The organism is Rhodococcus sp. S3, from assembly GCF_058211795.1.
Genome location: NZ_CM177074.1, coordinates 3,198,664 through 3,225,384, shown reverse-complemented (window position 1 = coordinate 3,225,384; position 26,721 = coordinate 3,198,664). Strand labels below are relative to the sequence as shown.

Below are 26,721 nucleotides of genomic sequence, written 5' to 3'. Positions count from 1 at the left end.
CACTCGAGTTAAGGTGAGCCTCACCTGAAATGGAGGTCGCCCATGCGTCGAGTCGTTCTCTCCGCCGTAGCGCTCGTACTGTTCGCCGTCCCGACCCTCGTCGCATGTTCGTCGGACACCGACGAACCCGCGACCGCCGGTGGCGAGACCGTCACCGTCGAACACTCCTACGGCACGACGTCGATCGAGGGCACACCCGAGCGGATCGTCGCGACCTCCAGCCAATGGCTCGACGCCCTCGTCGAACTCGGAGTGCAGCCGGTCGCGTACTACAGCGCCGGCTCGTACGGCGACGAGCGCGGCCTCTATCCCTGGCAGACCGACGTCTCCCCGGATGCGGTGGCGCTGAGTCCGACAGCGGAGACGTCGGTGCCCGTCGAGGAGGTGGCCGCTCTCGAACCCGACCTGATCCTCGGAGCCTGGCAGATCGCCTCGCAGAACGACTACGACACGATCTCCGCGGTCGCCCCCACCATCGGACCTCTCGGCGACACCGGCGTGGACCGCTGGGACGAACAGGTGCGCGTGCTCGGTGAGGTCCTCGGCCGCACCGACGACGCCGAGCGGATCATCGCCGACCGCAACGCCGAGATCGAGGAGGCCGCTCTGCCGGGACTCGAGGGCCGGACCGCCGCGCTGTCGCAGTACGTCACCAACGAGCAGCAGGTCGTCGTGGTTGCCGATCCGAACGACGGGGCGGCGGCGTTGTTCACGCAGCTGGGCATGACGCTGCCGCCCGCGCTGGTCGCGGAGGGCGGAGCCTCCCAGGGGCGGGTCGTGCTGGGTCCCGAACGCGTCGACGCCCTGGTCGCCGATCTACTGATCATCCTGCCGCGCGGCGGAACCGAGCAGGACCTGATGGCCCTGCCCGGATTCGACCGGTTGCCCGCCGTCACCGGAGGCGGTCTCGCCGTCGTCGACTTCCCGACGGTGGTCGCGTTCAACACGCCCTCGTCGCTGTCGATCGGCTATGCGCTCGACGTGATCCGGCCGCAGCTCGAGGCCGTCGCGAACGCCTGAGACCGGCTCACGGCCCGAGATGCGCGGGCCGGAAGTTGCCCGCTCCGATCTCCCGCTCTGCGCGGATGACGTGGACGACGGCGTTGATGAGCGCCAGGTGGGTGAACGCCTGCGGGAAGTTCCCCAGATGACGTCCGGTCTCGGTGTCGATCTCCTCGGCATAGAGCTTCAAGGGGCTCGCGTAGTCGAGCAGGCGCTGGCACAGTGCGGCGGCCCGCTCGACCTCACCGATCTCGACGAGCGCCGAGACCAGCCAGAACGAGCAGATGGTGAACGAACCCTCCTCACCCGCGAGTCCGTCGTCGGTGGTCTCCACGCGGTAGCGCAGCACCAGTCCGTCCTCGGTGAGTTCGTCGGCGATCGCCAGCACCGTGGCCCGCACGCGGGGATCGTCCGCGGGCAGGAAGCGCAGCAAGGGGATCAGCAGAGCCGATGCGTCGAGCGACGGGTGACCGTACCGCTGGGTGAAGACACCGCGTTCGTCGACGCCGTGTTCGAGGACGTCGGCCTTGATCTCGTCGGCGACGGCCGTCCACTTGCGGGCGTAGTCGGGGCGGCCCTGCAGCTCGGCGAGCTTCGCGCCGCGATCGAGGGCAACCCAGCACATGACCTTCGACGACACGAAGTGCTGGGGTTCGCCGCGCACCTCCCAGATGCCGCGATCGGGCTTGCGCCAGTTGGCCGCCGCCTCCTCGACCTGCCGGCGCAGGGTGTGCAGCAACGTCTGGGGGAAGTGTCCGCGGGACTTGACGTGCAGGTACACCGAGTCGAGCAGCGTGCCCCAGATGTCGTGCTGCTGTTGGTGATAGGCGTCGTTGCCGATCCGGACCGGGGTCGCGCCGTCGTAGCCGCTCAGATGCGCGAGGGTGGACTCGGGCAATTCGCGCTCACCACCCACCCCGTACATGCCCTGGAGCGGATATCTCACGCCGTCCGCGTCGCGCGAGACGTCGAGGATGAACGAGAAGAAATCGTCTGCCTCCCGGTCGAACCCGAGTGTGTACAGGCCCCACAATGCGAACGTCGAATCACGCACCCATGCGTAGCGGTAGTCCCAGTTGCGTCTTCCGCCAGGGGTTTCCGGCAGGGAGGTCGTCGATGCGGCGAGCAGCGCCCCGGTCGGGCTGTAGGTCAGTCCCTTGAGCGTGAGCGCGCTGCTCTGCAGGTAGGTGCGCCAGGGGTGATCCGGGAAGCGGCCCGTGGTGATCCACTCGCGCCAGTAGTCCTGGGTGGCGGCCATCTTCACGGCGGCCTCGTCGAAGGTGTGCGGCATCGGGCAGTCCGACCACGACAGGGCGACGAACGCCGTGTCGCCCTTGTGGAGTCGACGACGCGTGCGGACCTCGCGGTCCTCGATCCCGAGGCGCAGATCCGTCGTCATGCGCAGCGTCGGATGTTCGTCCGGCGCATTCCGGCATACCGCGGTGGCCTCCTCGTAGACCTTGCCGGTGTAGCTCCATTCGGTGCGGCCGCGGTGGTAGTCGAAGGCGGGCTCGCAGCTGACGTACAGATCCACCGTCCCGTTCACGCAGCGCACCGTGCGCAGCAGCATGTGCTCGGACTCCCAGTCGGACGGGGTCCGGCGGTGCGTCGTGGAGCGTTCCTCGACGTCGTACCAGGGCGCCATGACCAGCGCGTCCCGCACGATCATCCAACCCGTGTCGGTCTGCCAGGTCGTCTCGAGGACCAGACCGCCCGGCAGGTACCGGCGTGCCGCAGCAACGGTGCGGTCGTGCGGCGACAACCGGAAATGTCCCGCGCTGCGGTCCAGCAGCGACCCGAACACGCTCGGGGAGTCGGGACGGGGCACGCACATCCACTCCACGGTGCCGTCGCGCGCGATCAGGCAGGTGCTCTCGCAATCCGAGAGGAATGCGTAGTCGTCGATCGGCGGGAACGGACTCCCTCGGAAGGGTGCCCCCGACAGCGGTGAGGAGGAGTGGTGGTGGTCCATCCCTCCATGATCACCGCGGGCCGGGCGGATCGCAGGGCGGTTGCCGAACCTACTAGGGTGTAGGCAATGGATCGGGTGGCTTCGTGGTGGGACGGCTTCGAGCTGTGGCTCGCAGGCCTGTCCTTCGTCCCTCAGGTGGCCCTGGTGCTCGCAGTGCTGGTGCCGGCCTGCTTCGGGGTCGCATGGCTGCTCGATCGGGCGATGGCCGGAGTCTTCGGACTGCTCGGCCGTGGAGAGACGGACTCGCCCGCCACGACGACGGAGGATTGCTGACATGCCGCGTTCGCGCGTGACCCTGGCGCTGATCGCGCTGTTGATCATCGTCGTCGTCGCATGGCTCGTCTCCATGTGAGCACGCCGCTCGCGCATCCGGTCCGGTGCTCGACGCCCGGTGTCCGAATCGTCGATTTCGGTCGATCCTCGACCTCTGCTAATCTCTGCCGCGTGTCCGCGACCACTCTGCCCCGCATCCGCCACGAGTTGGCGTTGATCGCTGTGGGCATGCCTTCGGTCGCCGACATCGACTGTTGTCGCTGAACCCTTCTTCTCTGCGGTCCCCGTCTGCGGATCCTCGCGTCCGTCGGTGCCGCATCCTCGCGAATCCCGGCCGGTCCGATCCGGCAGCCCCTCGTCCGGTGGCCGGTCGCGTTCATCCCCCCCTCGAAACAGCCCCTCAGGAGGCTCGTCATGAAACGTTCCAGGTTCGTCGTCGCGGCGCTCGCCGCGGTCACCGCGCTCTCCCTCACCGCCTGCGCCGGCGGTTCGAGCGACACCGTCGGAGCCGAGAGCGGCGGCGACGGATCCGGCGGCACGATCAACCTCTACGCCTACGCCGTGCCCAAGGTCGGATTCGACTCGCTGATCCCCGCCTTCCAGGAGACCGAGGAGGGGGAAGGCGTCGTCTTCCAGCAGTCCTACGGCGCCTCCGGAGATCAGTCCCGCAAGGTGCGCGACGGTGCCGAGGCCAACTTCGTGAACTTCTCCGTCGAACCCGACATCACCCGTCTCGTCGACGCGGGCCTCGTCGACGAGAACTGGAACGACAACGCCTACAACGGGATCCCGTTCGGATCGGTCGTCACCATCGTCGTCCGCGAGGGCAACCCGAAGAACATCCAGGACTGGGACGACCTGCTCCGGCCGGACGTCGAGGTCGTCACCCCCAACCCGTTCAGCTCGGGTTCGGCGAAGTGGAACCTGCTCGCTCCCTACGCCGCGAAGAGCAACGGCGGCGCCGATCCGCAGGCCGGCATCGACTACGTCGACGCACTGGTCACCGACCACGTGAAGGTGCAGCCGAAGTCCGGTCGCGAGGCCACCGAGACCTTCCTGCAGGGCACCGGCGACGTGCTGCTGAGCTACGAGAACGAGGCGCTGTTCATCGAGCGCAACGGCGACCCCGTCGAGCACGTCACCCCGCCCGTCACGTTCAAGATCGAGAACCCCGCGGCGGTGCTGAAGAACGCGAAGGACGTCGAGGTCGCGCAGGCGTTCAACGACTTCCTGTACACCCCCGACGCCCAGCGCCTGTGGGCCGAGGCCGGCTTCCGGCCCGTCGACCCGACCGTCGCCGAGGAGTTCGCCGACGAGTTCCCGCAGCCGGAGAAGCTGTGGACCGTCGCCGATCTCGGCGGCTGGGAGACCGTGAACGAGGAGCTGTTCGCCGACAGCACCGGCACCATCGCGGTGATCTACGACAACGCCACGAAGTAGAGCACGCGCGTGACCGTTTCGGAACACACCGCCGGGTCGGGAGATTCGTCTCCCGCCCCGGCGGGTTCGCGTCGCGGGCCGTCCGCCACGGCCCCCGCCCGACCACGTCGCCGGATGTTCACCGGCGCCGTCGGGCCCCTCGGTATCGGCATCGCCACCCTGTGGTTGAGCCTGATCGTCCTGCTTCCCCTTGCGGCCCTGGCCTTCCACTCCGTCTCCGACGGTCTCGGGACCTTCGTCGATGCGATCACCGCGCCGGCCGCCCTGGCGACCCTGCGGATCACCGTCGTCGTCTCGCTGGTCGTCGCGGCGATCAACGCGGTGATGGGCACGGTGATCGCCTGGGTGCTCGTCCGCGACGAGTTCCCGGGGAAGAAGTTCGTCAACGCCCTCATCGACCTGCCCTTCGCCCTGCCGACGATCGTCGCGAGCATCGTGCTGCTCTCGCTGTACGGGCCGCAGAGCCCGATCGGTGTGCAGCTCAACGCGACCGAGCCGGGACTGGTGGTGGCGCTGGCATTCGTCACGCTGCCGTTCGTGGTGCGCTCGGTGCAGCCGGTGCTCATCGAGGCCGACCGTGAGGTCGAGGAGGCCGCCGCCTCGCTCGGAGCCGGCAACTTCACGATCTTCCGCACGGTGGTGCTGCCCGTGCTCGCACCGGCCGTCCTCGGCGGCACCGGCCTGGCATTCGCCCGCGCCATCGGTGAGTACGGCTCGATCGTGCTCATCGGCGGCAACATCCCGTACAAGACGCAGGTCGCGTCGCAGTACATCCAGCAGCAGATCGAGATCGACCGGCCGGTCAACGCTGCCGCGGTCTCCGTCGCGTTGCTGGTGATCGCCTTCGTCGTGCTGTTCGTCCTGCGCCTGGTCGCGAACCGGGGGCTGCGCCGAGAGGAGGACGACCGGTGAAACCGTCCCTCGCATCCCGATTGTCGCTGCGCTTCGTCGCGCTCGCCTACCTGTTCGTGCTGTTGCTCGTCCCGATCGGGGTGATCCTCTACCGAACCTTCGAGAACGGCATCGTGGCGTTCGCCGAGTCGATCAGCACCCCCGCCGCGATCTCGGCGCTGAACCTGTCGCTGCTCATCGTCGCGATCGTCGTACCCGTGAACGTGATCTTCGGCATCGTCGTCGCGCTGGCCCTCGTCCGCGGCAGATTCCCGGGGAGGGGACTGCTGCAGGCCGTCGTCGACCTGCCCTTCGCGGTCTCGCCGATCGTCGTGGGTGTCGCCCTGATCATGCTCTGGGGCGCCAACGGATGGTTCGGTGCCGTCGAGGATCTCGGCTTCAAGGTGATCTTCGGCCTGCCGGGCATGGTGCTCGCGACGATCTTCGTGACGCTGCCGTTCGTCGTGCGCGAGGTCGAACCGGTGCTGCGCGAGATCGGGGAGGAGCAGGAACAGGCCGCCGCGACCCTCGGCGCGAACACCTGGCAGACCTTCTGGCGGATCACGTTGCCGGCGATCCGCTGGGGCCTGACCTACGGCATCGTCCTCACCGTCGCGCGGGCCCTCGGCGAGTTCGGTGCCGTCATCATGGTCTCGTCCGGCTTCCCCGGCGTCTCCCAGACGCTGACGCTGCTCGTGCACGCCCGGTACATCGACGACCACAACACCTTCGGCGCCTACAGCGCCGCGACCCTGCTCATGGCCATCGCGGTGATCGTCCTGCTGCTGATGACCCTGCTCGACCGGAAGAGGAGCACCGAATGATCACCGTCACCGGGGCGCGCAAGAACTACGGAGACTTCGCCGCACTCGACGACGTCGACATCGACATCCCGTCCGGCTCGCTCACCGCCCTGCTCGGCCCGTCGGGTTCGGGGAAGTCGACCCTGCTGCGCTCGATCGCGGGCCTCGAGACCCTCGACGCGGGCACCGTCCACATCGCCGGCAAGGACGTCACCGGCGTCACTCCGCAGAAGCGCGACATCGGGTTCGTGTTCCAGCACTACGCCGCGTTCAAGCACATGACTGTGCGCGAGAACGTCGCCTTCGGACTCAAGATCCGCAAGCGACCCAAGGCCGAGATCACGAAGCGGGTCGACGACCTGCTCGAGATCGTCGGGCTCGGCGGATTCCAGCGACGCTATCCTGCGCAGCTGTCCGGCGGCCAGCGTCAGCGCATGGCGCTCGCGCGTGCCCTCGCGGTGGACCCGCAGGTGCTGCTGCTCGACGAGCCGTTCGGCGCCCTGGACGCGAAGGTCCGCGCCGACCTGCGGACCTGGCTGCGCCGCCTGCACGACGAGGTGCACGTGACCACCGTGCTCGTCACGCACGACCAGGAGGAGGCGCTCGACGTCGCCGACCGCATCGCGGTGATGAGCGCCGGACGCATCGAACAGGTCGGAACGCCGGAGGAGCTCTACGATCGCCCGGCGAACAGCTTCGTGATGTCGTTCCTCGGGACGGTGTCCAAGCTCAACGGCGTGCTGGTGCGGCCGCACGACATCCGGCTCGCCCGGCAACCCGCGCTCTCCGACACCTCCGGCGGCTCGGTCGGTGTCACGCGGGCGACCGTCGAGCGTGTCGTCCGGCTGGGCTTCGAGGTACGTGTCGAACTGCGCAACGACGCGACCGGTGAGCAGTTCACGACGCAGATCACCCGCGGCGAAGCCCACGACCTGGGGCTCGTCGCGGGCGACACCGTCTACGCGCACGCTCCCGCCGCGTCCGAGGCCGCCCCGCTCGGTACCGCCGCGCAGTAACCGAACGCCGGCGTCGGGCTCATGCGCGCCGGGTCAGTGCGCTTCGGTCTCCGACCGGTGGTGGGCCCGGCAGATCATGACCGGACAGCAACTGTGGTGGATCAGTCCCTGGCTGCTCGAGCCGACCACCGCAGCGGCCAGCGGACTCCGCCCGTGGCTGCCCACCACCACGAGCTGGGCGCTCTTGGACTCCTCGAGCAGGACGATGTCGGGCTTGCCCCGCTCGACCCGGTAGGAGACCTCGACGTCGGGGAACCGCTCGGTGTGCCCGGAGGTGTTCGACCTCATCTCCTCCCTCCGGTACTCGACGTAGGCCGTCCAGTCCGTGAACCGTGACCCCTCGCCGTAGGTGAGCGTGGACTGCTCCGTCCACGTGTGGATCGCGACGAGCGGTGCCTCGAGCGCCGCCGCGGTCGCGAAGGCGTGCTCGACAGCCCCCGCACTGACCTCGGTGCCGTCCACGCCGACGACGACCGGACGACCGTCGGGTGGCTGGAATCCCTCGCGGCTGCGCCACGTCACCACCGGGCATTCGGCGTGGTTGGCGACCGACACGACGTCCGAGCGCCGCACCATCGACTGCCATTCGGTGGTGGTGGTGTGACCGAGAACGATCATCCGTGCCTCGCGCGACAGGTCGGTGAGCACACGATCCGGCTTGCCAGACGGGGTGGACCGCCGGACCTCCACCCGGTCGACTGCGCCACGAACGGCTGCTTCCGCGGCGGTGAGAACGGCCTCCGACGGGTCGGTCCCGTTGTCGGAGGTGGGGGGATGAACGTGCACCAGGTCGATCGGTTCGCCGAGACGTTGGGCGACGCACGCGGCCCACCGGGCCGCATCGAGTGCGCTGTCCGATCCGTCGATGCCGACGACGATTCCGTGACCGACATTGGCTGTGCCCATGCTGCCTCCTCGCGTCACCGTCCAGTGTGGTACGGATCACAGGCTGCGCGCCAGCCCTGCGCGCCTCGGCACGCCCGGAGCACGACCTCCCGGCAGCTAGTCGCCGACGGCGTCCTTGCCGCGCTGGACGATCTTCGGGTCGGCCGGGAAGACGATCTGACGGTCCTTGTCGTCGTACTCGAACTGGTTCAGGAAGAACCGCATCGCGTTGATCCGGGCCCGCTTCTTGTCGTTCGACTTGATCGTCGTCCACGGGGCGTGATCGGTGTCGGTGCGACGGAACATCTCTTCCTTCGCCTCGGTGTACTGGTCCCACTTGTCGAGCGATTCGAGGTCCATCTCCGACAGCTTCCAGCGGCGGACGGGGTCGAGCTGGCGAATCGCGAACCGCGTGCGCTGCTCGTTCTGCGTGACCGAGAACCAGAACTTGGTCAGCGAGATCCCGGCGTCGACGATGAGCTGCTCGAACATCGGGATTTGAGTGATGAAGCGTTCGTACTCGTCGTCGCTGCAGAACCCCATGACGCGTTCGACCCCGGCACGGTTGTACCAGGAGCGGTCGAACAGCACGAGCTCACCGGCGGTGGGGAAGTGCTGGATGTAGCGCTGCATGTACCACTGGCCCTGCTCGCGGTCGGACGGCTTGTTGAGCGCGACGGTCCGGGCGTGCCGGACGTTGATGTACTCCTGGAACCGCTTGATGGTGCCGCCCTTGCCGGCGGCGTCGCGACCTTCGAACACGATGATGTGCTTGGACCCGTTGTCCTTGGCCCACGACTGGAACTTCAGCAGTTCGATCTGCAGTAGGTACTTCTCGACCTCGTAGGTGGCGCGGTCCATCCGGGTGTCGTACGGATAGTTCTCCCGCCAGGTGTCGACGGCCCGGCCCTCGATGTCGATCAGATCGGGGTCCTCACCGTGGTCGTCGCGCACCGAATAGCCCTCCGTGCGGAGCCGGTCGATGTAGCGACGGAGTTCGTTCTGCACGCGAGGTCCTCCCGGATCACCGATGTCGTCGAACGACGACTGTGACTCCGTTGTAGCGGAGGAATGCGAATCGTGCGTGAACTCGGGCGGAGAGTCGGACGCGACTCAGGCCACGCGCAGTCCGCGCCGGCGGTGCACGGCCTCGGTGTAGCGCTGGGCGATCACCCGCGCGACGGCATCGTGCCGGGTGAGAGTTTCCGCGACCCGCACGTGCCCGAGACTCTCGGCCTCGGCGCAGGCGCGGTCCCACAGCAGTCCGGGGGCGAGGATCCACGGCGTCAGCACGACGGTGCGTGCGCCGCGGGAGGTGAGATCGGCGAGGGTCGTTCCGACCGACGGGCCGGTGGTGGCGAAGCACGCCGCGGCCTGCGTCCACGCCGTCCCGGCGAGGATGCGGGGCACGACGAGTTCTGTCGCCCGGTTCGCTTCGGGGCGCCGCGATCCCACCGCGCACACCGCGACACCGACGGACGGATCATCGACCGACACCCCCGTGGCCGTGATCAGGTCGCGAGCCGCGTCGACGAGGAGATCGTCGTCGCCGAGGATCGGCGAGCACAGCACCTCGAGCAACGGATGACGTTGCTGCGCCTCGTGCAACAGGGCCGGCAGATCGACCCGCGCGTGGAAGGCGCTGCCGAGCAGCAGTGGCACCACCGCGACCTGCCGATGCCCGTCCGCGGCGAGCGCGTCGAGGACCTGCCCGACCGAGGGGGTGTTCAGGTCCAGGAACGCGAGTCGCACGTCCAGACCGGGGTTCTCGGCCCGGACGGTGTCGAGCGCGGCAGCCACGGCCCGCGCCGAACGCGGGTCGCGGCTGCCGTGCGCGACGGCGACGAGCGGCATCATGCCGGGACGCGGTCCCCGAGCTCGATGTCGGCGAGTCCGTCGCCCACGAGACCCGCAGCCAGGGTGTTGCCCCCGGCCGGATCGATGAGCAGGAAGCTGCCGCTACGGCGGTTGACGCGGTAGTCGTCCGCGGCGATCGGCTCGGCCACACGCACCGTGATGCGCGCGATCTCGTTGAGCTCGATGCTGTCCGGGCTCGGGACGGAGGAGAGGTTCTGCTCGTCGAACCGCTCGTCGATCGTGCCGACGATGGCCTGCGTGGTGCGGGTGCCGTGCTTGAGCAGCAGCCGGGCGCCGGGACGCAGCGGCTTCTCGGCGAGCCAGCACACGGTGGCCTCGAACTCCGACAGCGGCTCGGGTGCCGCCTCCGGGGTGGCGATGATGTCGCCGCGGGAGACGTCGACGTCGTCGGCGAGCACCAGGGTCACCGACCGGCCGGCGTGCGCGACATCGAATGCGCCGTCGGCACTGTCGATGCGCTCGACGGTGGTGCGGACACCGGACGGCAGCACGACGACCTCGTCGCCGGGGCGCACGGAGCCTGCCGCGACCTGACCGGCGTAGCCGCGGTAGTCGGGGAACTCGGCGGTGCGGGGACGGATCACGTACTGCACCGGGAAGCGCAGACCGGTCTCGTGCCGGCCGTGCACGTCGGCGTCGACGGGGACCGACTCGAGGTACTCGATGAGGGTCGGGCCGTCGTAGTAGGGGGTGTTCTCGCTGCGCACCGCCACGTTGTCGCCGTGCAGCGCGGAGACAGGGATCTCCTGCACGTCCTCGGGGGCCCAGCCGAGCGAGCTCGTCAGTTCGCCGAACTCGGCGGAGATCTGCGCGAACACCGAGGCCGGATCCTCGACGAGGTCGATCTTGTTGACCGCGAGGACGAGCTTCGGCACACCGAGCAGGGCCAGCACGGCGGCGTGCTTACGGGTCTGCGAGACGACACCCTTGCGCGCGTCGACCAGCAGGACGACGAGCTGCGCTGTGGACGCACCCGACACCGTGTTGCGGGTGTACTGGACGTGACCCGGCGTGTCGGCCAGGACGAAGCTGCGCTTCGGCGTCGCGAAGTAGCGGTAGGCCACGTCGATGGTGATGCCCTGCTCACGCTCGGCGCGCAGGCCGTCGACGAGCAGCGACAGGTCGGGGGTGTCGAGGCCGCGGTCGACCGACGCGCGGGTGACGGCGTCGATCTGGTCGGCGAGTACGGACTTGGTGTCGTAGAGCAGCCGGCCCACCAGGGTGGACTTGCCGTCGTCGACCGAACCGGCGGTGGCGAGGCGCAGCAGCTGCGTGTCGCTCTGCACGCTCCGCTCGTGAAGGTCGCTCATGATCAGAAATAGCCCTCTCGCTTGCGGTCTTCCATCGCCGCTTCGGAAACCCGGTCGTCGCCGCGGGTGGCGCCGCGCTCGGTCAGTCGTGATGCCGCGACCTCGGCGAGGATCTCCTCGTTCGTGGAGGCCTCGGACAGGATCGCGCCGGTGGTCGAGCCGTCGCCGACGGTGCGGTAGCGCACTGAACGCGTCTCGAGCTCTTCGCCCTCGGCCGGACCACCCCAGACACCCGGGGTCATCCACATGCCGTCGCGGCGGTAGACGGGACGCTCGTGCGCGTAGTAGATGCTCGCCAGTTCGACGTTCTCGCGGGCGATGTAGCGCCAGATGTCGAGCTCGGTGAAGTTGCTCAGCGGGAAGACCCGCACGTGCTCACCGGGTGCGTGCTTCCCGTTGTACAGATTCCACAGCTCCGGACGCTGACGCTTCGGATCCCACTGACCGAATGCGTTGCGCAGCGAGAAGATGCGCTCCTTGGCGCGCGAACGCTCCTCGTCGCGGCGACCGCCGCCGAAGACGGCGTCGAACCGGTTCTCCGAGATCGCGTCGAGCAGCGGCACGGTCTGCAGCGGGTTGCGGATGCCGTCGGGACGCTCGGTGAGCCGGCCGTCGGCGAGGTAGTCCTCGACGCTCGCGACGTGCAGTCGCAGGTTGTACTTCTCGACGACGTGGTCGCGGAACTCGAGGACCTCGGGGAGGTTGTGGCCGGTGTCGACGTGCAACAGCGCGAAGGGCAGCGGCGCGGGCCAGAACGCCTTGATCGCGAGGTGCAGCAGGACGGTGGAGTCCTTGCCTCCCGAGAACAGGATGACGGGGCGCTCGAACTCGCCCGCGACCTCGCGGAAGACGTGGATCGCCTCCGACTCGAGGGCGTCGAGGGTGTCGAAACGGTTGCCGTCCAGCAGCGTCCGGGTGTCGGTGGGATTCGTATCGGTGAGTGTCATGAGGCGTGCAACCCGCATTCGGTCTTGGCTCGGCCGGCCCAGCGCCCGCTGCGCGGATCGGCTCCGGGAAGTGGTTTGGTGGTGCACGGGGCGCACCCGATGGACGGGTAGCCCTCGTCGACGAGGGGATTGACGAGGATCCCGTGTTCGTCGATGTAGTTCTGCATGTCCTCGTCGGACCATGCCGCGATCGGATTGATCTTCACCAGTCCGAACGCGTCGTCGAACGAGATCAGCGGTGCGTTCGCGCGGGTGGGCGCCTCGACACGGCGGATGCCGGTCACCCAGGCGCGGTAGCCCTTCAGACTCTCCTTCAGCGGCACCACCTTGCGCAGGCGGCAGCACTCGTTCGGGTCGCGAGCGAACAGATCCTTGCCGAGCAGGGCGTCCTGCTCCGCGACGGACTGCTGCGCCCGGGCGTTGACGATGTTCACGCCGTACACCTGCTCCACCGCATCGCGCGTGCCGAGCGTCTCGGCGAAGTGGTAGCCGGTGTCGAGGAACAGCACGTCCACGCCGGGGCGCTGCTGCGCGGCCAGATGGACCAGGACACCGTCCTGCATGTTGGACGCGACGATGTACCCGCTACGTCCACCGTCGGTGGTGGGGGTACCGAAGGTCTCGTCCGTCCACCGCAGGAGTTCCTGCGCCGACGCACCTTCGAGTTCTGCCGCCCCCTGCGCGGCAATACTTCGGAGCTCGTCGATGTTCGTATCGATCGTCATCGCGTCCCTTCCCGATCCGTCTTCGTGTCGACCGCTGCAGCAGTGCCCGTCATCGCAGGTCTGCCTCCTCGGCGCGGACGACCCATTCGCCGAAGCGCTCGCCGGGCGCGCGCTCCTTGACGAAGGTGCGCACCACCCGCTCGATGTAGTCGCCGAGCTCGGCGCTGGTGACCTTGTGCTGGCGCAGCTTGCGTCCGAACTTCGCGTCGAAGCCCAGCGCACCGCCGAGGTGCACCTGGAAACCCTCGACCTGGTTGCCCTCACCGTCGTCGACGAGCTGACCCTTGAAGCCGATGTCGGCGATCTGGGAGCGCGCGCACGAGTTCGGGCAGCCGTTGATGTTGATCGTCACCGGGACGTCGAGCTGCGCGTTGATGTCGGCGAGACGCTCCTCGAGCTCGGGCACGAGAGCCTGCGAACGCTTGCGCGTCTCGACGAAGGACAGCTTGCAGAACTCGATTCCCGTGCACGCCATGAGGTTCTTGCGCCACGGCGACGGGGAAGCCGGCAGACCCAGCGCCTCGAGCTCGGTGACGAGCTGCTCGACCTTGTCGTCGGCCACGTCGAGCACGATCAGCTTCTGGTACGGGGTGAACCGGATCCGGTCCGAACCCGCACGCTCGGCGGCGTCGGCGACCTTCGACAGGATCGTGCCCGAGACACGACCGGCGATCGGCGCGACACCCACGGCGTTGAGGCCGTTGCGCAGCTTCTGGACTCCGACGTGATCGATCGGACGCTCCGGTGCAGCCGGGGCCGGGCCGTCGATCAGCGGACGCTTCAGGTATTCGGTCTCGAGCACCTCGCGGAACTTCTCGATGCCCCAGTCCTTGATGAGGAACTTCAGGCGTGCCTTGGACCGCAGCCGGCGGTAGCCGTAGTCGCGGAAGATCGCGACGACGCCTTCCCACACATCGGCGACCTCCTCGAGCGGCACCCACGCGCCGACCCGCTGCGCGAGCATCGGGTTGGTGGACAGACCGCCGCCGACCCACAGGTCGAAGCCGGGGCCGTGCTCGGGGTGCTCGACGCCGATGAAGGCGACGTCGTTGATCTCGTGCACGACGTCCTGCTGGCCGGAGATCGCGGTCTTGAACTTGCGCGGCAGATTCGAGTACTCGGGGTTGCCGATGTAGCGGCTCACGATCTCGTCGATCGCCGGAGTGCCGTCGATGATCTCGTCGAGGGACTCACCGGCGAGCGGCGAACCGAGCACGACGCGGGGGCAGTCGCCGCACGCCTCGGTGGTCTTCAGACCGACCGATTCGAGACGACGCCAGATCTCCGGGACGTTCTCGACCTCGATCCAGTGGTACTGGACGTTCTCGCGATCGGACAGGTCGGCGGTGTCGCGACCGAACTCGGTGGAGATACCGGCGATCGTGCGCAGCTGCGCGAGATTCAGGGCGCCGGCGTCGCAGCGCACCCGCATCATGAAGTACTTCGCCTCGAGCAGGTCGATGTTCTCGTCACCGGTGTAGGTGCCGTCGTAGCCCTGCTCGCGCTGGGTGTACAGACCCCACCAGCGGAAGCGGCCGCGCAGATCGCTCTTGTCGATTCCGTCGAAACCGGTTTGCGCGTAGATGTTCTCGATACGCTTGCGGACGTTGAGCGGGTTGTCGTCCTTCTTCGTCTGCTCGTTGGCGTTGAGCGGCTCGCGGTAACCGAGGGCCCACTGGCCCTCGGCGCGACGCTTGGCGGGACGCGCGCGGCGGGCGGGAGTGGCCGACTCGTCGGCGGGCGTGACGTCGGTGGTCGACGACATACAGGGTCTCCTGATATTCGCTGGAACCGGATCGACGAGCGCAGGAGGGGGCTGACCTCGTGCACGCATGCTTCGACCCGGCGGGATCTGGGATGTGCCGGGGAGTGCCGACTAGAGACAGTCGGCGCAGAGACAAGCGGCGCAAGGCAGACAACAGGATGCGCAGACGCGCTTGAAGTCGACGTGGCGTCGCGCCACGAGTCGCACTCCGTGTCCTGTCATGCGGACCATTGTGCCATGTCACCGGGGCGATTCCGAATTGCGGGCGGTATTTCCACCCAATTTTCGGGAAATGTCGAGGTAGGGGCGTCGCGCGCGGAACCGCCCTTCGGGTCTCTGGAACACTGGAGGGCGTGAACAGCACTGAGATCGGTCGACGCACCGGCACGGAAATCGGTATCGCGGGTCGTCCGGCCGGTCTCGAACTTCCCGCTTCGGCACTCGCCGGCGTGGGGACGCGACCGTTCGGCGTGTACGTGCACGTGCCCTTCTGCGCGACCCGCTGCGGCTACTGCGACTTCAACACCTACACGGCCGGGGAACTCGGCAGCGCGGCCTCGCCGCAGTCCTGGCTCGAGGGTCTGCGCCGCGAACTCGACGCCGGTGCCCGGCTGCTGTCCGAGGCCGGACGACCGGCCCCCGCCGCGGAGACGGTCTTCGTCGGCGGCGGAACGCCCTCGCTGCTCGGCGCGGACGGTCTCGCGCAGGTACTCGACGCGATCCGCGACTCGTTCGGGCTCGCCCCCGGCGCCGAGGTGACGACCGAATCGAACCCGGAGTCGACCTCCACGGAGTTCTTCTCGTCGATCCGCGAGGCCGGATACACCCGCGTGTCGCTCGGCATGCAGTCCGCGGCGCCGCACGTGCTGGCGGTCCTCGACCGCACCCACACACCCGGGCGTCCCGTCGCGGCGGCGAAGGAAGCGCGCGCGGCCGGTTTCGGCCACGTCAACCTCGATCTGATCTACGGCACTCCCGGCGAGCGCGACACCGACCTCGACGCCTCCCTCGACGCCGTGCTCGAAGCAGGGGTCGACCACGTCTCGGCGTACGCGCTCATCGTCGAGGACGGCACCGCCCTCGCCCGCCGTGTCCGTCGCGGCGAGCTGCCGGCCCCGGACGACGACGTGCTCGCATCGCGGTACGAGCGGATCGACGTGCGACTCGCCGACGCCGGAATGACCTGGTACGAGGTGTCCAACTGGGCGAAGGCCGACGATCCGTCGGCGCGCTGCGCCCACAACCTCGGTTACTGGGACGGCGGCGACTGGTGGGGCGCCGGGCCGGGCGCGCACAGCCATGTCGGCGGCGTGCGCTGGTGGAACGTCAAGCATCCGGCCCGCTACGCGTCGACCCTCGCCGACGGAGCCCTGCCCGTCGCGGGAAGCGAACATCTCACCACCGAGGACCGGCACACCGAACTCGTCATGCTCACCGTGCGGCTGCGCACGGGCCTGCCGTTGTCGGAACTCGACGACGGTGAGCGCGTCGCGGCGGAGACGGTGGTCGCCGACGGGCTCGCCGTGGAGCGCGACGATCATCTCGTGCTGACCGACCGGGGCAGGCTGCTCGCCGACGCGGTGGTCCGCACCATCCTGCTCGGCGCGGACGACTGACCGTCCGGTCGCGTCACGCCGCTCCGACCGACCGGTCGCGTCATGCCGCGCCGATGCGCTCCGAGTCGTAGACCGACAGCCGCCCACGGTTCTCGACCACCGACACCCAGCGCTTCTCCGACTCGGTCCGGCCGTCGACGGTGACGAACGTCAGGGTGACGATCACACTCGACGCATCGCGGGGCTCCACGGCATCCACCGAGACGGACCGGATCGTCGGCCAGAACTCCTCGAACCCGGCCCGGCCGACCTTCCCCGCGTAGTGGGGATCGAACAACGCCCAGGCCTGTTCGGTGTCGTCCGGGAGCAACGCGTAGTAGTCCCGCACGAAGGTCTCCATACGCTCGAACCTCGGCGGTGACTCCGACGAGGTCGGTTCGGGTGACGTCGATCCGGGTGAGGACGGCACGGTGGAGGGTGTCGAGGTCTCCGCCGGGAGTGGACTCGTGGCACCGGCGGACGGCGAGTCGCCGGTGCCCCGCCCGAGGACGAAGGCGAGCACCGCCCCCACCGCGATCACCGCGGCGGCGACCGCGAGTGCCACGACCGCACCGCGGCGCGGTGCACGCGCCGGAGGTGGGGGAGGAGGCCCCATCGGGGGTCGGTTCGGGAAGGTCGGCGGGCCCATCCAGCTCGACGGGTTCACCGCGGTCGGCGGGATCACCGCCGTGGGCGGCGGTCCGGGCTCGACCTTCCGGAGCGGGACCGGTGCCCCGCGCGGCGGCCGTCGGTCCATCGTGCTCCGGGCCAGATCCTCGGCGAGTTCACCGGCCCGGCGATACCGATCCTCGACCCGCTTGGCCATCCCACGTGCGACGACGCCGTCCAGCGCGGCAGGGAGGCCGGGCACGAGGTCGGTCGGACGCGGCGGCGGTTTCGTGAGATGGGAGGCGACGTGCTGAGCGGTGCTGTCGGTGGCGAACGGTGCTCGTCCGGTGAGGCACTGGAACAACACGCAGGTCAGCGCGTAGATGTCGGAACCCGGCCCGGATCGGCCGTCGAAGCGTTCCGGGGCCATGTACGCGAGAGTGCCGATCGCTCCGGCCTCGCGCGTGAGCGCGGTCTGACCGTCGGCATGTGCGATCCCGAAGTCGATCAGATAGGTATGGCCGCTGGGGTGCAGCACGATGTTGGCCGGTTTGACGTCCCGGTGCACCAGTCCCGCATCGTGTGCGGCGTCGAGAGCCGCAGCGACCTGGCCGATCACGCGCACGGTGCGGTCGAGCGGCAGCGAACCTTCACGTCGTAGGACGGTGCCGAGATCCTCGCCCTCGAGCAGGGCCATGTCGATGTACAGCCGTCCGTCGATCTCACCGAAATTGTGGATCGGGACGATGTTCGGATGGCGGAGCTTGGAGACGGCCCGGGCCTCACGATCGAAACGCGCGCGGTATCCGGCGTCGTCGGCGAGTTCCGGCGGCAGGACCTTGACCGCGACCTGACGATCGGTGACCGAGTCGAATGCGCACCACACCTGACCCATCCCGCCCTGGCCGAGCCGGGTCTGCAGTTCGTAGCGGCCGAACGTCTCGCCCATGCCATTCCTTCCCGGTCGGTGTCCGAGAGCTCGGGCGGTCCGTCGGACGTCGGTCGAAACGGGGCGAATCCACCCCTGATCGGGCTATGCGGGAGACGGGCCCCGAACCTCGGCGCCCGGGTCGGGCACGCCACCGGGAATCAGCACGTCGTACTCGAAGACACGCACGTGCAGCACCGGCCGGTTCCGCAGTGCGGACTGCACGGCACGGTGGAGCCCGTCCTCGAGGTACAGCACGCCCTGCCACTGGACGGCGTGTGGGAACAGATCGCCGTAGAAGGTCGAGTCCTCCGACAACAGCCGGTCGAGTTCGAGCACCTTCGTCGTCGTGACGATCTCGTCGAGGCGCACCTGGCGGGGCGGAATCCTCGACCAGTCGCGCAGAGACAGTCCGTGATCGGGATACGGTTTCCCGTCCCGGACGCCCTTGAAGATCATGCGGACACATTACGGGGGACGCGCCGACGGCGTCGCCTCCGGTTCGGGGTGGTGTCGCACACGTGCCCGACACCTTCGAGGTCGTCGCGCGATTAGACTGGCAGGGTACGGCCCCGAGAGGTGCAGTCCTGCAGGCGGCGGAAACGGAGGTGGCGGGTTGTCGAGTACCGAGGAGCGGAGATTCAAGGTCTTGCGCGCCATCGTGGCGGATTACGTGTCCACCAAGGAGCCGATCGGCTCCAAGACTCTCGTCGACCGGCACAACCTCGGTGTGTCCAGCGCCACGGTCCGTAACGACATGGCTGTGCTCGAAGCAGAGGGATACATCACACAGACCCACACGAGCTCGGGACGCGTGCCCACCGACAAGGGCTACCGCCAGTTCGTCGACAGGATCGCGGAGGTCAAACCGCTCTCGTCGGCCGAGCGCCGCGCGATCCTGCAGTTCCTCGAATCGGGCGTCGACCTGGACGACGTGCTGCGCCGCGCGGTGCGGTTGCTCGCGCAGCTCACCCGCCAGGTCGCGGTCGTGCAGTACCCGACGCTCTCGGCGTCGTCCGTGCGACATCTCGAGGTGGTCGGGCTGACGCCGGCGCGGCTGCTGCTCGTGCTCATCACCGACTCGGGCCGCGTCGATCAGCGCATCGTCGAACTCGGCGACGTGATCGACGAGGACGCCCTGTCGCGGCTGCGTGAGCTGCTCGGTGGGGCATTGACCGGCAAGCGGCTCGCCGCGGCTTCCGTCGCGGTCACCGAGCTCGCCGACAACGCACCGGACGATCTGCGCGACGCGCTCATCCGGTGCACCACCGTGCTGGTGGAGACCCTCGTCGAGCACCCCGAGGAGCGTCTCGTGCTCGGAGGCACCGCCAATCTCACCCGTAACGCCGCCGACTTCGACGGCCACGGGATAGTGCCGGGTTCGTTGCGCACGGTCCTCGAAGCCCTCGAGGAGCAGGTCGTGGTGCTCAAACTGCTCGCGTCCAGCCAGGACGCCGGCCGGGTCACCGTCCGCATCGGTGAGGAGACCCAGTTCGAGGAGATGCGCACCACCTCGGTCGTGTCCACCGGTTACGGGGCCGCGGGTACGGTCTTCGGTGGTCTGGGGGTGCTCGGCCCCACCCGGATGGACTATCCGGGAACCATCGCATCGGTCGCCACCGTTGCGAGATATATCGGTGAGGTGCTCGGCGAACGCTGAGCACCGTCCATTTTGCTCTGTAGAACGACGTAAGGACGAGAACCAAACGTGGCACGGGACTACTACGGGACGCTCGGCGTGTCCAAGAACGCGACCGACCAGGAGATCAAACGGGCGTACCGCAAGTTGGCGCGCGAGCACCACCCGGATGTGAACCCCGACGAGTCGGCGCAGAAGCGTTTCCAGGAGATCTCGGCCGCCTACGAAGTGTTGTCGGATCCCGAGAAGCGACGCATCGTCGACCTCGGCGGCGACCCGCTCGAACCCGGTGGCGGCGGTGCAGGCGGCTTCGGCGGTGCCGGCTTCGGTGGCGGCCTCGGCGACGTCTTCGAGGCGTTCTTCGGTGGCGGCGCCGGCGGTTCCCGCGGTCCGCGCGGCCGCGTCCAGCCCGGCGCCGACTCGCTGCTCCGCACCCGCCTGACCCTCGAGGAATGCGCTCGCGGCGTCACCAAGACGGTCACGGTCGACACCGCGATCCTGTGCGACGCGTGCACCGGTTCCGGCACCCACGGCGACTCGAAGCCCGTGCGCTGCGAGACCTGCGGCGGTGCCGGCGAGGTCCAGTCCGTCCAGCGTTCCTTCCTCGGCCAGGTCATGACCTCCCGGCCGTGCCCCACCTGTCGCGGTGTCGGCGAGACGATCCCGGATCCCTGCCGCAAGTGCGGCGGCGACGGCCGCGTGCGTGCCCGCCGCGAGATCACCGTCAAGGTGCCCGCCGGTGTCGGCAACGGGATGCGCATCCGCCTTGCTGCCCAGGGCGAGGTCGGTCCCGGCGGCGGTCCTGCCGGCGATCTCTACGTCGAGGTGCTCGAACAGCAGCACGAGGTCTTCGTGCGCGACGGCGACGACCTGCACTGCACCATCCGCGTGCCCATGGTCGACGCTGCGCTCGGCACCAAGGTGACGGTCGAGACCATCCTCGACGGACCCACCGAGATCACCATCGATCCCGGTACCCAGCCCGGTTCGATCTCGGTGCTGCGCGGCCACGGCATGCCGAAACTGCGCTCGGGTACGCGCGGCGACCTGCACGCGCATCTCGAGGTCGTGGTGCCGAGCAAGCTCGATCACAAGCAGACGAAGCTGCTCGAGGACTTGCGCCGGCACAGCGACCGGGAGCACGTCGAGGTCGTGACCACGGGTTCGCAGAACACCGGCGGCCTGTTCTCGCGCCTGCGCGACGCGTTCAGCGCCCGCTAGGTCGGTCGGGTGGCCGCGACACTGTTCTACCTCGATCCGCTGCCCGACGAGGGGCGGACGGCCGTGCTCGACGGCAAGGAGGGCCGGCACGCCGCCACGGTGCGCCGCATCGCGGTCGGCGAGCGGCTCGTGTTGTCCGACGGTGCCGGTGAAGTCGCCGACGTCGAGGTCACGGCGGTGGCGAAGGACCGGCTCGAAGCGCTCGTGCTCGGTCGTCGCGTCGTCGACCCGCCGCGTCCGAGCGTGACCGTCGTGCAGGCGCTGCCGAAATCCGATCGGTCCGAACTCGCCGTCGAACTGGCCACCGAGGCCGGCGCCGACGAGTTCGTGCCGTGGCAGTCGGCGCGCTGCGTCGCCCGGTGGGATGCCAAAGCGGTCAAGGGTGTTGCCAAGTGGCAGGCGGTCGCGACGTCCGCGGCGAAGCAGTCGCGGCGCGCGCACGTGCCGACGGTCGCCGGGTTGCACCGCACACCCGAGGTCGTCGCCCGGGTCCGGTCGGCCGTCGAGCGCGGCGAGGTCGTCGCGGTGCTCCACGAATCCGCCACCATCCCCTTCGCCGATCTGCCGGTGCGCGATGCCGATTCGCTGACGCTGATCGTCGGTCCCGAAGGCGGACTCGACGACGCGGAGGTCGAGGCGCTCGTCGACGCGGGCGCGGTGGCCGTCGGTCTCGGTCCCACGGTGCTGCGCACCTCGACCGCGGCGGCCGTGGCACTCGGCGCGATCGGTGTGTTGACCGACCGGTGGCGGACCAGGCCGTTGCACTGAGGGACCGCTTGCGGGTCCCGACCATGTACTGAGGGACCGCTTGCGGGTCCCGACCATGTACTGAGGGACCGCTTGCGGGTCCCGACCATGTACTGAGGGACCGCTGGCGGGTCCCGACCATACGTACCGAAGGATTTCTCTTGGCTCGTACGAAGATCGCCTACGGCACCCACTCGCAGCAGTTCGGGCACGTCTTCCTGCCCGACCCCGAGACGGTGATGGGGCCCGTTCCCGTCGTCATGGTCGTCCACGGCGGTTCGTGGCACGGCCGCTACCAGCTCACCCTCGGCACGGCGCTGTCGGTGGAACTCGCGCGTCGCGGTGTGGTGGCGTGGAACGTCGAGTACCGACGCCTCGAGGCCGGGGGCGCGTGGGACGAGATGTCCGCCGATGTGGTCGCGGCGTACGAGACGATCTTCACCGAGGTCGTTCCGCACGCGCAGCGTGGCGGTGTCGAGGTCGATCCCGACCGTGTGCGCCTCGTCGGTCATTCGGCGGGAGGCCAGCTGGCTGTGTGGCTCGCGGGTGAGAGCACGTCGGTGCGACCGGAATTCGTGGTCTCGCAGGCGGGTGCGCTCGATCTCGTCACCGCCGGGGAACGTGGTCGTCGCGTGGAGGCGTTCGAGGCGCTCTTCGGTGCGTCCTACGCGGATGCGCCCGAGCGTTACCGGTCGGCCTCACCGATGCACCGGCCGCCGATCGGTGTGCCGGTCGCGGTGCTGCACGGCACCGCCGACGAGCAGGTGCCGGTGAGTGTCGCGCATCGTTACGTCGACGCGGCCGACGCGGCGGGGGATCCGGTGTCGCTGGAACTGTTCGACGGCGAGGACCACGTCGCCTTCCTGAACCGGACCACCCGTGCCTGGGAGCGGTCGCTCGACCTGCTCACCGCGCGGTCAGTGGCCGATCTCGGCCTCGCTGCGGGTGCGCGTGTGGAGTCCGCGGGGGAGTAGCGCGGTGACGGCCGCGGCGCCGACGAGCAGGACGATGCCGGCGACGAGGCTCGCGGACGAGATCGCTTGGGCGAACGCTGCGGACGACGCGTCGAGCAGCGGTTGTGCGTAGGACGCCGCGAAGGGGTTCGCCGCGAGTTCCTCCGCGACGATCGCCGCCCCGCCCACCGAATCGCCGGCCGCCTCGATCGCCATCGCGGCCTGATCGGCCATCGGGCCCGTCAGATCCGCGAGCGGCAATCCGTCGAGGAAGCCGGAGATCTCGCGGTGATAGGTGGTCGCGAGGATCGAACCGAGCACGGCGATGCCCAGCGAACCACCGAATTCCACTGCGGTGTCGTTCAATCCGCCCGCAGCTCCGAGATCCGAGTCGGGGAAACCGCCCATGATCAGGTCGGTGGACGGGGGCGTGGCCAGACCGATGCCCAAGCCCAGCAGCAGCAACGAGATCAGGAGCGGCGTGAAGTCGGAGGCGCCGTCCGTGACGGTCAGGGTGAGGATGCCCACCGCGGCGGCGACCATGCCCGCGCCCACGAGGATCCGCGCATCGAGTCGGGGTGCGAGCCGGCCGCTCAGCGCCGCACCGAGCGAGACCGTCACCGCGAGAGGAAGCAGACGCAGGCCGGTCTCGAGCGGGCCGTAACCGAGCACGAACTGGAACTGCTGCGCGACGAAGTAGATGGCCCCGAAGGCGACGAGGAACAGCAGCAGCACCGACAGGCAGGCGCCGCCGACGGTCCGGTCCGCGACCCGGCGCACATCCAGCAGCGGCCGGGGGTGGCGAAGTTCCCACACCACGAAGAGAACCGCGGCGATCACCGAGCCGATCGAGGTGGCGATCACCCCGGTGCCCCAACCGAAGTGGAACCCCTCGATGATCGCGTAGACGATTCCGCCGAGAGCGGCGACGGACAGGGCGCCGCCGACCCAGTCGGTGCGGGTGAGATCGTCCGCCTTCGAGGCCGGCACGAGGATCAGGGCCGCGATCGCCGCGAACGCCGCGATCGGCACGTTGATGAGGAAGGTCGAACCCCACGAGTTCGATTCGAGGAGCCATCCGGCGAGCAGGGGACCGAGTGCGATGGCGAGTCCGGACGTGGCTGCCCAGGCCGCGATCGCACGGGCACGCTCGTGCACGGGGAACATCGCGACGAGCAGCGACAGTGTCGCGGGCATGATCACGGCGGCGCCCACCCCCATGACGATGCGCGCGACGATCACGTCGCCGGCGCTGTCGGCGAACGATCCGTAGACCGCGCCGGCGGCGAAGGCGACCAGACCGGCCAGCAACGCGCGGCGTCGCCCGTACCGGTCGCCGAGCACGCCGAACAGCAGCATCAGCGCGGCGTAGGGGACGGTGTAGCCGTCGATGATCCACTGCATGTCGGCGCTGGTGAGCTGCAGGTCGCGCAGCATGCCGGGGGCGGCGACGATGAGCGAGGTGTTGGCCATCACGACGATGAGCAGACTCAGGCACAGCACCGTCAGTCCTACCCAGCGCAGCCGGTAGGGTTCCTTCGCTGCAGTCCCTCCTGCGGGGGTGACGGCAGTGGTCATGGGTTCTCCTCGGGTGCGACACGGGCCGGGACCGGAGCCCCGATCTACACGGTGGTGTGCAAGTTACGCAGCTGCACATCCGTGTGCAACTAAAATGAAAGACAGATCACAGTCGGCGGAAGAGGGCGAGAACGTGGAGAACCCGGTCACACGACCGCGAACCCGATTCAATGCGAACCGCATGCGCATACTCGACGCTGCGGTGATGTGCTTTGCGGCCGACTCCGACGCGAGCATGGACGATGTCGCCAAGGCCGCGGGTGTCGTCCGGCGCACCGTCTACGCGCACTTCCCCAATCGGGAAGCCCTCGTCGAGGGGATCGTCGACGATGCCTCCACCGCGCTCGCCGAGGCTCTCGACCATCCCGAACCGGACGATCCCGCCGTCGCGCTCGCGGTCGTGGCGCTGCGGACCTGGCCCATCGGCGACCGCTACCGCGTGCTGCTCTCGTTCGCGCGCAAGGAGATGGGAGAACAGCGCATCGCCGAACTCGTCTCCCCGGTGCGCTCGCGTGTCCTCGGGCACGTCGAACGCGGCCTCGCGCAGGGCCAGCTCTCCGACTATCTTCCGGCGCCCGTGCTCGTGGGGATGATGGAAGGCCTGACGATGGCCACCCTCGAGCAGGCCAATCTCGGGCTGGTCGACGATTCCGGCGACACCATCGTCCTGGGCAACCTCGTGCTCGCCGGGGTCTCACCCGACCGAGCGCCCGGGATCCTCGCCGAGGCACGACGGTGGCTCGTGGAGGCCGGCTCGGGCGACGGCGGAACCGAACCCCGCTGAAACTCGCTGTTGCGGGAGGGGTACGCCCCGTCCGGCGCTAGACTGGCACGAACACGACGACCGTCGTGCAGGAGCCGAACCGAAAGCAGGACGTACCGTCCACGTGAGTGAACCAGACCGACCCCACGAGCCCGCCGAATTCGAACCGACCACGGTCAAATCGAGCCTCGACCTCCCCTCGGAGGCCGCAGCGCCCCTGCTCGGAGCCGCGGACGAGAATCTGATCGCCCTCGAAGCCCTCCTGGCGGCGGATATCCACGTGCGGGGCAACACCGTCACGCTGACCGGAGCGCCCGCCGACGTCGCTCTCGCCGAACGTGCGCTCGCCGAGCTCGTCACCATCGTCCGTCGCGGACAATCGCTCGCCCCCGACGCCGTGCGTCGCACCGTGGGCATGCTCACCCAGGGGCTCTCCGAGTCGCCGGCCGACGTTCTCAGTCTCGACATCCTGTCGCGGCGCGGGAAGACGATCCGGCCCAAGACCCTGAACCAGAAGCGGTACGTCGACGCCATCGACGCCCACACCATCGTCTTCGGTGTCGGACCGGCCGGTACGGGCAAGACCTATCTCGCCATGGCGAAGGCCGTGCAGGCGCTGCAGACCAAGCAGGTCAACCGCATCATCCTCACGCGTCCCGCCGTCGAGGCGGGGGAGCGGCTCGGCTTCCTGCCGGGCACCCTGCACGAGAAGATCGACCCGTATCTGCGGCCGCTGCACGACGCGCTGCACGACATGATGGATCCCGAGGCGATCCCGAAGCTCATGCAGGCCGGGGTCATCGAGGTCGCGCCCCTGGCGTACATGCGTGGCCGCACCCTGAACGATGCCTTCATCATCCTCGACGAGGCGCAGAACACCACCGCCGAGCAGATGAAGATGTTCCTCACGCGCCTGGGCTTCGGCTCCAAGATTGTCGTGACGGGCGACATCACGCAGATCGACCTGCCCGGCGGTGCCCGTTCGGGTCTCGCCGCCGCCACCGAGATCCTCGACGGCATCGACGACATCCACATCGCGCGACTCGACAGCAGCGACGTCGTGCGGCACCGGCTCGTCTCCGACATCGTCGACGCCTACAGCCGTTTCGAGGCCACCACCCGCGACGGCGACGGGATCCCCGGCAACCGCGCCCAGCGTCGCGCGCAGCGGGTGCAGCGTCGATGAACGCCCTTGTAGATCAACCGAATACCGTCGTGCAGAAGGAACTCCAGTCATGAGCATCGAGATCTCGAACGAATCGGGAATGGACGTCTCGGAGGAGGAACTCCTCGACGTCGCCCGCTTCGTGATCGCCCGGATGGATGTGCATCCGGCAGCGGAGTTGTCGATGGTGCTCGTGGATCTCGACACCATGGCCGATCTGCACGTTCGGTGGATGGACCTGCCCGGCCCCACCGACGTGATGTCGTTCCCCATGGACGAACTCGAACCCGGCGGGCGTCCCGACGCTCCCGAACCGGGACCGTCGATGCTCGGCGACATCGTGCTGTGTCCGCAGTTCGCCGCCGACCAGGCCGCGAAGGCCGGTCACCCGGTCGCCCACGAACTCGCCCTGCTCACCGTGCACGGCATGCTCCACCTCCTCGGCTACGACCACGCCGAACCGGAGGAGGAGAAGGAGATGTTCGGCCTGCAGAACCAGCTCCTCGCCGAGTGGTACGAGGAGATCCGTCGCGCCGAGCACGAGGCGCGTCTCGCCGCCCGCGACCGGAAGTTGCTGGGCAAGGCCGGTTTCGTCGACACCCCCGAATCATGAGCG

General features: G+C 68.8%; 26 protein-coding genes. 15 read left to right on the top strand and 11 right to left on the bottom strand.

Annotated elements, in window-relative coordinates; translation table 11 throughout:
• The first annotated feature begins 42 nt into the window (after positions 1–42).
• Complete coding sequence (locus tag AC0LPE_RS15090) at positions 43–1,020, top strand: ABC transporter substrate-binding protein (RefSeq protein WP_490604764.1); 978 nt, start codon at positions 43–45, stop codon at positions 1,018–1,020.
• A 7-nt stretch (positions 1,021–1,027) separates the two neighbouring features.
• On the opposite strand, the gene AC0LPE_RS15085 is transcribed toward AC0LPE_RS15090, so the two are convergent.
• A complete protein-coding gene (locus AC0LPE_RS15085; RefSeq protein ID WP_490604763.1) occupies positions 1,028–2,974 on the bottom strand; it encodes a glycoside hydrolase family 15 protein in 1,947 nt (648 codons plus the stop codon).
• 66 nt (positions 2,975–3,040) lie between these two features.
• On the opposite strand from AC0LPE_RS15085, the gene AC0LPE_RS15080 reads away from it, so the two are divergent.
• The 6 genes from AC0LPE_RS15080 (at position 3,041) to AC0LPE_RS15055 (ending at position 7,397) form a co-directional block, all read left to right on the top strand.
• On the top strand, positions 3,041–3,247 hold the full coding sequence (locus AC0LPE_RS15080) for a hypothetical protein (RefSeq protein ID WP_016694101.1): 207 nt from the start codon (positions 3,041–3,043) through the stop codon (positions 3,245–3,247).
• Between the two features lie 171 nt (positions 3,248–3,418).
• On the top strand, positions 3,419–3,511 hold the full coding sequence (locus AC0LPE_RS15075; RefSeq protein ID WP_315899260.1) for an Ms4533A family Cys-rich leader peptide: 93 nt from the start codon (positions 3,419–3,421) through the stop codon (positions 3,509–3,511).
• 150 nt (positions 3,512–3,661) lie between these two features.
• Positions 3,662–4,687: a sulfate ABC transporter substrate-binding protein gene (locus AC0LPE_RS15070; protein WP_490604762.1), complete on the top strand. Its 1,026-nt coding sequence runs from the start codon at positions 3,662–3,664 to the stop codon at positions 4,685–4,687.
• Between the two features lie 114 nt (positions 4,688–4,801).
• Positions 4,802–5,599, top strand: coding sequence for a sulfate ABC transporter permease subunit CysT (gene cysT, locus AC0LPE_RS15065; RefSeq protein WP_016694104.1), 798 nt, complete (start codon positions 4,802–4,804; stop codon positions 5,597–5,599).
• Positions 5,596–6,402, top strand: a complete 807-nt coding sequence (cysW, locus tag AC0LPE_RS15060) for a sulfate ABC transporter permease subunit CysW (RefSeq protein ID WP_145692437.1) — start codon at positions 5,596–5,598, stop codon at positions 6,400–6,402. The genes cysT and cysW overlap by 4 nt, the downstream gene beginning before the upstream one ends.
• Positions 6,399–7,397, top strand: coding sequence for a sulfate/molybdate ABC transporter ATP-binding protein (locus AC0LPE_RS15055; RefSeq protein ID WP_490604761.1), 999 nt, complete (start codon positions 6,399–6,401; stop codon positions 7,395–7,397). The genes cysW and AC0LPE_RS15055 overlap by 4 nt, the downstream gene beginning before the upstream one ends.
• Before the next feature lie 33 nt (positions 7,398–7,430).
• Here AC0LPE_RS15055 and AC0LPE_RS15050 read toward each other — a convergent pair whose 3' ends face one another.
• The 7 genes from AC0LPE_RS15050 to AC0LPE_RS15020 all read right to left on the bottom strand — a co-directional run bounded on the left by AC0LPE_RS15050 (position 7,431) and on the right by AC0LPE_RS15020 (position 14,907).
• Positions 7,431–8,303, bottom strand: coding sequence for a universal stress protein (locus AC0LPE_RS15050; protein WP_229565094.1), 873 nt, complete (start codon positions 8,301–8,303; stop codon positions 7,431–7,433).
• Between the two features lie 96 nt (positions 8,304–8,399).
• Complete coding sequence (gene ppk2, locus AC0LPE_RS15045; RefSeq protein ID WP_120279713.1) at positions 8,400–9,290, bottom strand: polyphosphate kinase 2; 891 nt, start codon at positions 9,288–9,290, stop codon at positions 8,400–8,402.
• A gap of 105 nt (positions 9,291–9,395) precedes the next feature.
• The gene (locus AC0LPE_RS15040; RefSeq protein ID WP_229565093.1) at positions 9,396–10,139 is read right to left on the bottom strand and encodes a sirohydrochlorin chelatase; all 744 of its coding nucleotides are present in this window, start codon (positions 10,137–10,139) and stop codon (positions 9,396–9,398) included.
• A complete protein-coding gene (locus AC0LPE_RS15035) occupies positions 10,136–11,470 on the bottom strand; it encodes a sulfate adenylyltransferase subunit 1 (RefSeq protein WP_120279711.1) in 1,335 nt (444 codons plus the stop codon). Before AC0LPE_RS15035 ends, AC0LPE_RS15040 begins: the two co-directional genes overlap by 4 nt.
• Before the next feature lie 2 nt (positions 11,471–11,472).
• Positions 11,473–12,417 (bottom strand): sulfate adenylyltransferase subunit CysD, encoded by a 945-nt coding sequence (gene cysD / locus AC0LPE_RS15030; protein ID WP_088897210.1) that lies wholly within the window; start codon positions 12,415–12,417, stop codon positions 11,473–11,475.
• Positions 12,414–13,142, bottom strand: a complete 729-nt coding sequence (locus AC0LPE_RS15025) for a phosphoadenylyl-sulfate reductase (protein WP_016695466.1) — start codon at positions 13,140–13,142, stop codon at positions 12,414–12,416. The genes cysD and AC0LPE_RS15025 overlap by 4 nt, the downstream gene beginning before the upstream one ends.
• Before the next feature lie 49 nt (positions 13,143–13,191).
• Complete coding sequence (locus tag AC0LPE_RS15020) at positions 13,192–14,907, bottom strand: nitrite/sulfite reductase (RefSeq protein WP_088897211.1); 1,716 nt, start codon at positions 14,905–14,907, stop codon at positions 13,192–13,194.
• Between the two features lie 392 nt (positions 14,908–15,299).
• Here AC0LPE_RS15020 and hemW point away from each other — a divergent pair, with 392 nt between their 5' ends.
• On the top strand, positions 15,300–16,523 hold the full coding sequence (gene hemW, locus AC0LPE_RS15015) for a radical SAM family heme chaperone HemW (protein ID WP_490606358.1): 1,224 nt from the start codon (positions 15,300–15,302) through the stop codon (positions 16,521–16,523).
• 40 nt (positions 16,524–16,563) lie between these two features.
• Here the strand turns inward: hemW and AC0LPE_RS15010 are convergent, their stop codons facing one another.
• Together AC0LPE_RS15010 and AC0LPE_RS15005 are read right to left on the bottom strand one after the other, a co-directional pair.
• Positions 16,564–18,060, bottom strand: a complete 1,497-nt coding sequence (locus tag AC0LPE_RS15010; RefSeq protein ID WP_490604760.1) for a serine/threonine-protein kinase — start codon at positions 18,058–18,060, stop codon at positions 16,564–16,566.
• Positions 18,061–18,144: 84 nt separating this feature from the next.
• Positions 18,145–18,498 (bottom strand): type II toxin-antitoxin system VapB family antitoxin, encoded by a 354-nt coding sequence (locus tag AC0LPE_RS15005; protein ID WP_060651486.1) that lies wholly within the window; start codon positions 18,496–18,498, stop codon positions 18,145–18,147.
• Between the two features lie 157 nt (positions 18,499–18,655).
• On the opposite strand from AC0LPE_RS15005, the gene hrcA reads away from it, so the two are divergent.
• The 4 genes from hrcA to AC0LPE_RS14985 all read left to right on the top strand — a co-directional run bounded on the left by hrcA (position 18,656) and on the right by AC0LPE_RS14985 (position 22,620).
• Positions 18,656–19,699 (top strand): heat-inducible transcriptional repressor HrcA, encoded by a 1,044-nt coding sequence (gene hrcA, locus AC0LPE_RS15000; RefSeq protein ID WP_490604759.1) that lies wholly within the window; start codon positions 18,656–18,658, stop codon positions 19,697–19,699.
• Between the two features lie 48 nt (positions 19,700–19,747).
• Entirely contained in the window at positions 19,748–20,899 is a 1,152-nt protein-coding gene (gene dnaJ / locus AC0LPE_RS14995) for a molecular chaperone DnaJ (protein ID WP_088897215.1), read from the top strand.
• A gap of 9 nt (positions 20,900–20,908) precedes the next feature.
• A complete protein-coding gene (locus AC0LPE_RS14990) occupies positions 20,909–21,667 on the top strand; it encodes a 16S rRNA (uracil(1498)-N(3))-methyltransferase (protein WP_088897216.1) in 759 nt (252 codons plus the stop codon).
• 140 nt (positions 21,668–21,807) lie between these two features.
• Positions 21,808–22,620: an alpha/beta hydrolase family protein gene (locus tag AC0LPE_RS14985; protein ID WP_088897217.1), complete on the top strand. Its 813-nt coding sequence runs from the start codon at positions 21,808–21,810 to the stop codon at positions 22,618–22,620.
• Here AC0LPE_RS14985 and AC0LPE_RS14980 read toward each other — a convergent pair.
• Complete coding sequence (locus AC0LPE_RS14980; protein ID WP_490604758.1) at positions 22,564–24,177, bottom strand: MFS transporter; 1,614 nt, start codon at positions 24,175–24,177, stop codon at positions 22,564–22,566. The genes AC0LPE_RS14985 and AC0LPE_RS14980 overlap by 57 nt on opposite strands.
• Before the next feature lie 181 nt (positions 24,178–24,358).
• Between AC0LPE_RS14980 and AC0LPE_RS14975 the strand changes: the two genes are divergently transcribed.
• From AC0LPE_RS14975 to ybeY, 3 genes are all read left to right on the top strand, one after another.
• The gene (locus tag AC0LPE_RS14975) at positions 24,359–24,961 is read left to right on the top strand and encodes a TetR/AcrR family transcriptional regulator (RefSeq protein ID WP_172414873.1); all 603 of its coding nucleotides are present in this window, start codon (positions 24,359–24,361) and stop codon (positions 24,959–24,961) included.
• Between the two features lie 103 nt (positions 24,962–25,064).
• Positions 25,065–26,126 (top strand): PhoH family protein, encoded by a 1,062-nt coding sequence (locus AC0LPE_RS14970; RefSeq protein ID WP_016691337.1) that lies wholly within the window; start codon positions 25,065–25,067, stop codon positions 26,124–26,126.
• A gap of 49 nt (positions 26,127–26,175) precedes the next feature.
• Positions 26,176–26,718, top strand: coding sequence for an rRNA maturation RNase YbeY (gene ybeY / locus AC0LPE_RS14965; protein WP_006554478.1), 543 nt, complete (start codon positions 26,176–26,178; stop codon positions 26,716–26,718).
• Positions 26,719–26,721: the final 3 nt, after the last annotated feature.

Coding starts and splice junctions, on each gene's coding strand:
- AC0LPE_RS15090 (WP_490604764.1), top strand. CDS start 43: ATGCGTCGAGTCGTTCTCTCCGCCGTAGCGCTCGTACTGTTCGCCGTC.
- AC0LPE_RS15085 (WP_490604763.1), bottom strand. CDS start 2,974: ATGGACCACCACCACTCCTCCTCACCGCTGTCGGGGGCACCCTTCCGA.
- AC0LPE_RS15080 (WP_016694101.1), top strand. CDS start 3,041: ATGGATCGGGTGGCTTCGTGGTGGGACGGCTTCGAGCTGTGGCTCGCA.
- AC0LPE_RS15070 (WP_490604762.1), top strand. CDS start 3,662: ATGAAACGTTCCAGGTTCGTCGTCGCGGCGCTCGCCGCGGTCACCGCG.
- cysT (WP_016694104.1), top strand. CDS start 4,802: ATGTTCACCGGCGCCGTCGGGCCCCTCGGTATCGGCATCGCCACCCTG.
- AC0LPE_RS15055 (WP_490604761.1), top strand. CDS start 6,399: ATGATCACCGTCACCGGGGCGCGCAAGAACTACGGAGACTTCGCCGCA.
- AC0LPE_RS15050 (WP_229565094.1), bottom strand. CDS start 8,303: ATGGGCACAGCCAATGTCGGTCACGGAATCGTCGTCGGCATCGACGGA.
- AC0LPE_RS15040 (WP_229565093.1), bottom strand. CDS start 10,139: ATGATGCCGCTCGTCGCCGTCGCGCACGGCAGCCGCGACCCGCGTTCG.
- AC0LPE_RS15035 (WP_120279711.1), bottom strand. CDS start 11,470: ATGAGCGACCTTCACGAGCGGAGCGTGCAGAGCGACACGCAGCTGCTG.
- cysD (WP_088897210.1), bottom strand. CDS start 12,417: ATGACACTCACCGATACGAATCCCACCGACACCCGGACGCTGCTGGAC.
- AC0LPE_RS15025 (WP_016695466.1), bottom strand. CDS start 13,142: ATGACGATCGATACGAACATCGACGAGCTCCGAAGTATTGCCGCGCAG.
- AC0LPE_RS15020 (WP_088897211.1), bottom strand. CDS start 14,907: ATGTCGTCGACCACCGACGTCACGCCCGCCGACGAGTCGGCCACTCCC.
- AC0LPE_RS15010 (WP_490604760.1), bottom strand. CDS start 18,060: ATGGGCGAGACGTTCGGCCGCTACGAACTGCAGACCCGGCTCGGCCAG.
- AC0LPE_RS15005 (WP_060651486.1), bottom strand. CDS start 18,498: ATGATCTTCAAGGGCGTCCGGGACGGGAAACCGTATCCCGATCACGGA.
- AC0LPE_RS14980 (WP_490604758.1), bottom strand. CDS start 24,177: ATGACCACTGCCGTCACCCCCGCAGGAGGGACTGCAGCGAAGGAACCC.
- AC0LPE_RS14975 (WP_172414873.1), top strand. CDS start 24,359: ATGCGCATACTCGACGCTGCGGTGATGTGCTTTGCGGCCGACTCCGAC.
- ybeY (WP_006554478.1), top strand. CDS start 26,176: ATGAGCATCGAGATCTCGAACGAATCGGGAATGGACGTCTCGGAGGAG.